The sequence below is a fragment of the Acidimicrobiales bacterium genome (assembly GCA_036273495.1).
Classification (GTDB): domain Bacteria; phylum Actinomycetota; class Acidimicrobiia; order Acidimicrobiales; family JAJPHE01; genus DASSEU01.
Window position 1 is genome coordinate 1 of sequence record DASUHN010000221.1, and the last position, 6,711, is coordinate 6,711.

The 6,711-nt window shown below is 71.9% G+C and carries 7 protein-coding genes; 3 read left to right on the forward strand and 4 right to left on the reverse strand.

The genetic code is table 11. The annotated features are described in order from the left end of the window. Nucleotides 1–279 precede the first annotated feature (279 nt). The gene (locus tag VFW24_09285; GenBank protein ID HEX5266956.1) at nt 280–1,161 is read right to left on the reverse strand and encodes a hypothetical protein; all 882 of its coding nucleotides are present in this window, start codon (nt 1,159–1,161) and stop codon (nt 280–282) included. A gap of 355 nt (nt 1,162–1,516) precedes the next feature. On the opposite strand from VFW24_09285, the gene VFW24_09290 reads away from it, so the two are divergent. Then, entirely contained in the window at nt 1,517–2,593 is a 1,077-nt protein-coding gene (locus VFW24_09290) for a GNAT family N-acetyltransferase (protein HEX5266957.1), read from the forward strand. Between the two features lie 49 nt (nt 2,594–2,642). Here the strand turns inward: VFW24_09290 and VFW24_09295 are convergent, their stop codons facing one another. Both VFW24_09295 and VFW24_09300 read right to left on the reverse strand, forming a co-directional pair. Further along, nucleotides 2,643–4,034 carry an MBL fold metallo-hydrolase gene (locus tag VFW24_09295; GenBank protein ID HEX5266958.1) on the reverse strand — a complete coding sequence of 464 codons (1,392 nt, stop codon included), beginning with the start codon at nt 4,032–4,034 and terminating at the stop codon, nt 2,643–2,645. A gap of 13 nt (nt 4,035–4,047) precedes the next feature. Then, nucleotides 4,048–4,953, reverse strand: coding sequence for a GDSL-type esterase/lipase family protein (locus tag VFW24_09300; protein HEX5266959.1), 906 nt, complete (start codon nt 4,951–4,953; stop codon nt 4,048–4,050). Between the two features lie 97 nt (nt 4,954–5,050). Between VFW24_09300 and VFW24_09305 the strand changes: the two genes are divergently transcribed. Together VFW24_09305 and VFW24_09310 are read left to right on the forward strand one after the other, a co-directional pair. Next, on the forward strand, nt 5,051–6,205 hold the full coding sequence (locus VFW24_09305) for an RNA polymerase sigma factor (GenBank protein ID HEX5266960.1): 1,155 nt from the start codon (nt 5,051–5,053) through the stop codon (nt 6,203–6,205). Further along, complete coding sequence (locus tag VFW24_09310) at nt 6,202–6,387, forward strand: hypothetical protein (GenBank protein HEX5266961.1); 186 nt, start codon at nt 6,202–6,204, stop codon at nt 6,385–6,387. The genes VFW24_09305 and VFW24_09310 overlap by 4 nt, the downstream gene beginning before the upstream one ends. Nucleotides 6,388–6,403: 16 nt before the next feature. On the opposite strand, the gene VFW24_09315 is transcribed toward VFW24_09310, so the two are convergent. Next, on the reverse strand, nt 6,404–6,711 hold a 308-nt coding region (locus VFW24_09315), incomplete at its 5' end, for a DUF4185 domain-containing protein (GenBank protein ID HEX5266962.1).

The window sequence follows — 6,711 nt, forward strand, 5'->3', positions numbered from 1 at the left end:
GCGGACTTCGCGGACCTGTTTCCCGACCAGAACTGGATAACGACTCGTTTGAAGGAACTTGAACAGTCCCGGAACGTGATCGCTCACAACAATGTCCTGGATGATCGGGAAGTCGCTCGCATCCGGATGTACCTGACCGACTGGCTCCGGCAGGTCGGCTAGAGCGCTGGACGCCACGGACGCCCGCCTGGCGGTCAGGGAAGTCCTAGCCGTCGGGTCAGCCGTACCACCCGTCGGAGGTCTGCCCCGGCTCCTGCCGGGGGCGCCGAGGACCTCCGTTCAACGGGGCGGCAGCCCCAGTAGGCCCCTAACTGCCAGAGCGGCCTTGTGGTCAGGGCCGAGCACCCGACGAAGAATCTGGACAGCCTGGGCTCTGGATCGGGAGGGGTTGGCCAACCACGACTCGAGTTGTTTCGCGAGGCGATCCTGCGAATCCAGCAGGGCTCCGAGACGAGCGCTCACAGCCGAGGGCCAGTGCTGGCTCTCGATGCTCTGTTTGAAGGTGATGACGGCAGCGATTGCCTCTCGGGCCGCCTCCGAGGCTGACAGCGACCCGATGCCGTCCAACGCCGCTTCGAACCGCAGGACCGCAAAGTTCGCGGGACCGGCATCAGCCAGGTACGCCGCCTGAGACGGTGTCGCCGGGCGGAACCTGAAGGAGTTGCCCGCTGGTGGCGTCGGGACCAGGTACACGCCATTTGGGCTGGCGAGCGACTGGCCGTCGCTGAAGGTGAGGTGAGGAGGCCGCCCGTTCTCCCGAAGATCGGTGAAGACCACGTCTGACGTCTTGGGGTACGGCAGATCGGTCGGGGGCGAGGTCGCGACGGCCGGGTCCTCCTGTATCCATTCGCCCGCATCGAAGTTGACACCGGGTCCGTAGTGGCTCTGGAGACGACGATCGAGTCTTACGTGCTCGTCGATGATGTGGAGGACCCATCCACTCGGCACCTGGCTCATGTCGACCCGAATGACGTCGCCCGGCTCGACAATGCCCAGCGGTTGAGGGTGGAAGCCGACGCTGACGTCGCTCCAGAAGGCTGCGTAGATCGGTCGGGTCCCCGCCAGGACCTCGTCCTCCACAGTGCCGATCTGGATGAATTCCTCCCGGGTGGATTGGACTCCGATCCACGTACTTGCGTGACCGACGGTGGAGGTGTCCAAGATCGCCGGGACCTTCCATGCAGCGGCGATCTCCCTTACCGACCCGATGGAGCCGTATCCCCCGAATCCACTCGGCGGGAAGACGAGAGAAGTGACGGGGCCAATGGGAGGAAGGGGGCTGGGAGCCGGGACGGGCGCGCCCATGAGGGCTCCCCCCAGAGCCCCGCCTGAGGCAGCGAGCCCAACGACGCCGAGAGACAACCAGGGCAACGCGTAACGCCACCGGAACCCTCGTATCCGCCGCGTGGTCGCCCTCCTCGACGGTCCGAAGGGTACCGGTGCACGTCCAGGCCTGGCGGTCCCGGCCCTGGCGATATTCGGCGGGCCGGCGCCTCGGGGCTGCGAGAATCACCCGGTGGAAGAAACGGTTCGGCTCCACCGGGCCCGGTGCAACGTGTGCGGCGTCATCGTCCAGTCGGATCATCCGTGGCACGTGAGCAACTGTGACTGCGGCCGCCTCTCCCTGAGCGGGGGCCCGGAGCTGCGCCGGGTGAGCTGGAGGGCGGATCCGGGTGCCTCGTGGACCGATCTGAGCGACGCCGTAGGGGAGGAGGACACGACGGAGGGGGTCGAGATCCGGCCCATGACCGACGCCGACGTCCCGGCCGCGGAACGGGTCTGGTACGACGCCTCCTCGACCATGCGCGCCTCCTACCACCTGCCCGTCGAGGACCGCACGGACGAGATGGCGCGCCGCATGGAGACGCGGCTGGCGCACCTCCTCGCGACCGATCCCGGCGGATCCTGGGTGGCCGTCGACGGAGCCGGGGCGGTGGTCGGGATGGCGCAGGCCTTCGTTCGCGACGACCTGTGGGTCCTGTCTCTCCTCGGCGTGGCGCCGGGCTTCCAGGACCAGGGCGCGGGGAAGGCCCTGCTCGACGCGGCCGTGTCGTACGGCCGGACGACGCCGCGGGGTCTGATCCTGTGCTCGCGCGATCCCCGTGCCGCCCGGCGTTACCTCCGGGCCGGCTTCGACATGCATCCGGCGGTGACGGGGTGGGGGTCGGTCGACCGGCGCCGGGTGCCGGCCACCCCGAACGTCAGGGCGGGCACGGTCGCCGATCTGGAGCTGGCCGCCGGCCTCGACCGCCGGCTCCGGGGCGGCGCCCACGGTCCCGATCTCGAGCACCTCCTCGCCGAGGGCTGTGACCTCCTGGTCCACCCCGGGCGCGGGTACGTGGTCGTCCGCCGGGCCAAGCCCGTCTTCCTCGCCGCCGACGGGAAGGCCGAGGCCACCGAGCTCATGTGGGCGGCGCTGGCCCGGGCCGAGGACGGGGAGACGGTGGAGGTCAACTGGATCACCTCCCCGCAGCAGTGGGCCCTCCGTACCGTGGCGGAGGCCGGCCTCGAGCTGCACCCGGTCGGTCCGGTCATGGTGCGGGGGATGAGCGGCCCACCTCCGAACTACCTGCCCAGCGGGGCGTACGGCTGAGGGACTGGAGGGAACGGCTCGCCCGGGCTGAATCCCGGTCTCTGGTTGCTCAGTCCGACATGAAGCGGGACGTCATGCGGGCCGCCATCGGGCCGCGTCCTCCGAGCGCCGTGCGGGCCATGGCGGTGATCTCCGACCGCCGCCGCCACGCCGCCATGCCGAAGCGCGGGTTGAGCGTCCGGCGCAGGGGCACGTAGCCCAGCTCCCACATGGTCAGCAGGGTCCAGAAGGCGAAGTCGGTCGTCACCCCCTGGCGCCCCAGCCGGCCCCGGAAGCGCATGGAGATGTGCACGAAGTGCATGATGCCGTCGGCGATGGCCCCGGCCAGCACCCCGGTGGGCACCTCGATCAAGGTGGCGTAGTTCTCGGGCACCGTCGTCTCCATCCGGGCCCGGCGCCGGCGCCAGTCGAGGACGCAGTAGCCGTCCTGCTCGCGGACCTTGAGCACGACCGGGCGGCGGACCAGCACGCCCGCGGCGCGGGGGACGGAGCGGAGGAAGGCGGTGAAGTACGCGGTCAGCTCGGCGGGGGACACCGAACGCTGCGCCTCCTCCTGCAGCGATCGCTCCACGGCCGGAGCGGCCTCCGCGCGGAGCTTCTCGAGCCAGCTGGACCGGTTGGTGTAGAAGTCGCCGGGGTCCGAGGCGAAGGTGGTGTCGTGCTCCCAGCGATCACCGGGCTTCATGAGGACGAGGCGCGTCCCGGCCACCGGCTCCCGCTCGAAGGCGTCGGCCACCTCGACGGGCGTCACCACGTCGCCGTTGCGCTCCCACGTCTCGGGGTGCAGGAAGCAGACCATGCTGGCGAACGGCGCGGCGTCGCGTGGCTCGAGGGCGGCGGTGGAGTCGAGGAAGTCGGCCACGTAGCTCTGGCGGGAGAGGAGCTCGAGATCGGCCGGGTCCTCGGCCGTGTAGCAGTTGGGGTAGCCCTGCGCCCACGAGTGGCTCTTGAGCATCAGGTCGGGGCGCCCGAAGCGGTCGCGAAGGCCGCGCAGGTCCCCGCTGCGCAGCTTGCAGTCGTTGAGATCGATGACGGTGGCGTCGGGATCGACGACGACCAGGGCGCTGTCGTCGAAGCCGTACTGGAACGAGGTCAGCTCGAGCCGGCCGAGGTCGAGGGTGCGGCCGTGGGGCATCTCGACCACCTCGGCGAAGCCCAGGCGGGACAGCTCCCTGGGCATGACGTCGTTTCCGAAGCGGGGGATGAGCACGCGTGCGTCGCGGGCGATCCGGCGCAGGCTCGGATAGTGGAAGTGGTCGAAGTGGTGGTGGGTCAGGTACAGGTACGTCGGGCGGAGCCACTCCTCCTCCGGCGCCGGGCTGGGAGGGAAGTGCCACCACGACCGCCAGTAGCACGAGCCCGACAGCCACGGGTCGACCAGCACGGTCGTCCCGCCGCTCTCGATGTACAGGCCGGCATGGCCGATGACCGTGACACGCACGTGCGAGATCCTCTCAGCGCTGACCGAGAACGGCGCGGACCGCCGGAGCCACGGTATCGGCCATCGTGCTGTAGCCGAGCGGCGTCAGGTGGACACCGTCGGGCCCGATGTACTCGTGGTAGCCGCCCGGGCCGGACAGGAACGCCGCCTCGACGTCGGCCAGGGTGATCCGGACGCCCCGGGCCTGCTCCCACGGGACCACCCGGAAGCGGATGGCGTCGTCGTAGGCGTGGGCGGTCGGGTCGGGCTGGGCCGTCCCCATGGGGGCGATGGTGCACAGCACGATGCGGGCGCCCGGGTCCAGGCGCTCCAGCTTGGCGATCAGGTCCCGGAGGCGCCGGGCCAGGTGGTCGACGAACTGGGCCCGCTGGGCCGGGTCGGCCTCGTCGTAACCGCCCGGGTACCGCCCGGCCGGGTCGTAGGCCTGGGACACGTCGTTGGTGCCGATGTGGAGGACGACGACCTCGGGCCGCACCGGGCCGCGGGACCCGGTGCCCGTCAGCCAGTAGCCCCCGGCCGCTACCGGGTCGGGCCCGTCCAGGTCGGCCGCCACCTGGTCGACCCGGTAGCCGGAATGGCCCTCGTGGTGGTACTGGCCCGGGTCGGCGCCGAGCGGGGGGTTGTCGGCGGAGGTCCCCACGAAGGCCCAGGTCAGACCGGCCGAGGCCAGGTCCTGGGCCAGGTAGCCCCGGTACCCGCCGGGCGTGTTGGCCTCGGGCGCCGACTCCCCGTAGGTGATCGAGTCCCCCAGGGGCAGGATGCTGACGGGGGAGGGGGGGCCACCCGATCCGGCCTGACCTGAGGCGCCGGAGGGGGCCGGCCCGGCGTGAGCCGCCCCCCCGGCCGTGAGCACGGCGGCCGCCAGCACCGTCCCGGCGGCCGCCAGGGCCGACCCGGTCATCCCCAGCCTCGACCGCATCCCCAGTCCCCCATCCGTACAGGGTGGCAGGTATCTCCCCGCCGGGCGGAGAAGCAAACGGCGGGCCGGTAGGGCGCCGGCACTAAGGAGGCGGGAAGTGGCCCTGAGACTGGAGGAGGTCGCGGAGGCCGACGAGCGCGCCATCCGCCGGTTCCAGTCCGGTGACCAGGCCGCCTTCGACGAGCTCTACGAGCGGCACCGGGAGCGGTTGTACCGCTTCTGCCGCTACCGCCTGGGCAACGTCGCCGAGGCCGAGGACGTGGTCCAGGAGACCTTTGCCCGGGCCTGGGGGAAGCTGCCGGCGTTCGGAGGCGACGGCCGCTTCTACGCCTGGCTGCGGGTGATCGCCGGCAACCTGTGCACCGACCTGCAGCGCCGCAGCGGCCGCACCGAGGTGCGCGCCGAAGTCGACCCCGGCTCGGCATCGGAGGGCCACGAGGAGCTGTACCGCGACGTCGACGTCCAGCTCGTCCGCTCCGCCGTCGTCCGGCTGAAGCAGCGCCACCGGGAGGCCCTCGAGCTGCGCGAGTGGGACGAGCTGTCCTACGAGGAGATCGCGTCCCGCGTCGGAGTGAGCATCGGCACCGTCGAGTCGCTGCTCTGGCGGGCCCGGCAGGCCCTCAAGCGCGAGTTGGCCGCCATCTCCGGCCCCGAGGGTCTGCTCGGCGGCGTCCCCATGGTCGGATGGCTCCTGCGCCGGGCGCGCGCCGTGCGCGCCCGACTGCGTATCCGCTCGTCACGCGCCGCCCCCCTCACCGGCGGGGCGTTCACCGCTCTGGGCGCGGTGGTCGTGGCCGGGGTGGTCGGCGCTGTTGTCGTCGGCGGCCAGCAGGTCAGCCCGGCGTCGACGGGCACCCCCACCCTTCCGAGCACCCGCTTGAGCGTCGACCACCCGGCTGCTCCCCCGACCACCGTGGCACCGGCTGCTGTCGCGTCGGGCGGCGCCGGCGTCTCGCCCGCCACGACTGTCCCGGCCGGCCACACCCGCACCGCGTTGAACGGGGTGGTCAGCTTCGGCGGCGCGGCCGCCCGCCGCGAGGCGCAGCAGGACCCGGTGTACGCGTCGATCGGACCCGCGTATCTCGGCGTCGACCCGACCTCGACCGCGACCTACGTCGGAAGCCAGGTCGGCGCGGCGGGCGGGGCTGCCGCCGCATCGGCCGGGTCCGTCGTCGGGGCGCTGCACCTGCCCCTCCCGTCCTCCACCGGCGCCCCGGCGTCGACGTCATCTCATCCAGGAGTGTCTCCATGAAGCGTCTCTCGTCCCGAACCCGCCGGGTGGTGGCGGCACTGGCGCTGGTGTCGGCCGGAGTCGGCGGCTCGGTGGGCACGGCCCTCGCCATGGGTGGTCACAACCACGCCGTGGCCGACCCGCACTTCGCCTGTCTCGGTGTCGGCAAGTTCGGGCTCTGCATCGGCCCTCCCGGCACCTGACCGCCGAAGGGGTCCGTCAGGGCAGTCGGGCCTGCATCAGGTAGACCTCGTAGGGCCCGTACTGCGACATGGTGAAGTAGATGTCGCGACCGGTCTCCACCGGCACCAGGTACGGGGCATAGAGCTCGGGGTAGTCGGCGGCGGTGGCCACCACCTGCTCACTGCTCCACGGGCCGGTCAGTTGGGCGGCGGTACGGAGCACCACCGCCAGGCGGAGTCGACCCGCATCGACCTGCTGGCCGCCCGGGTCCTGGAGGCCGAGCCCCGCCCGGTCGCCGCCCCCCCTCCGGTCCCGGGCCCGGCTCCGGCCGGACGGCTGGCCCG